Origin of the sequence: Nonomuraea cavernae, from assembly GCF_014646355.1 — a bacterium.
Lineage (GTDB): Bacteria > Actinomycetota > Actinomycetes > Streptosporangiales > Streptosporangiaceae > Nonomuraea > Nonomuraea cavernae.
In genome coordinates this window covers 178,270-178,822 of sequence record NZ_BMNH01000016.1, presented here as the reverse complement: position 1 = coordinate 178,822, position 553 = coordinate 178,270, and the positions used below count along the sequence as shown (strand labels likewise).

1 protein-coding gene is annotated in these 553 nt (G+C 70.5%); it reads right to left on the bottom strand.

The features are described from left to right. Positions 1-141: 141 nt before the first annotated feature. On the bottom strand, positions 142-553 hold a 412-nt coding region (locus tag IEY82_RS24530), incomplete at its 5' end, for a hypothetical protein (RefSeq protein ID WP_229697668.1).

The following is a 553-nucleotide window of genomic DNA, read 5'->3' as shown; positions in this document are numbered from 1 at the left end:
TGTCCTTCCTGGGGCCCGTAGACCCGTCCTAGGCCCGTATCCGGGCGGTGCTGCTAGAGGTGCTAGAGGTGTTAGAGCGCTGGTGGGGGAGCTGTTAGGCAGCCTGCTAGACCTAGCTGGGGCAGACCGCCTAACAGCCGTCTAGCGGTCGAGCAGAGCGGCCACGTCCTCACGCCGCCAGCCGCGGCCGGCGTTGCCCCCGTCACGCCAGATCTGCTTCAGCGGGACCGACCCCAGCTCCTCGGCGAGCCTCGACCGTTCCCAGCCGAGCCGTTCGGCGAGCTCGTCCGGTAGGAGCTTGTCGTCCTCGCCGAACGCGGCCAGTACGGCGTCAAGCTGGGTGGTGTCGTCGACCGGCTGTTCTCTCGGCGGCAGGGTGCCGGCCGCGCGGCGCAGCTCGTACGCCACGGCGGCGACGTCGGACAGGTCGGTGCCGGCGTCGTCGAGGAAGTAGGACCGGAGCTTGACCGGATCCGAGCCGTCCGCGTCGAGGATGCCGACGCCGCGGTGAGACCTGGGGATCTCCGACGCGTCGTACCCGGCACCGGCCGCA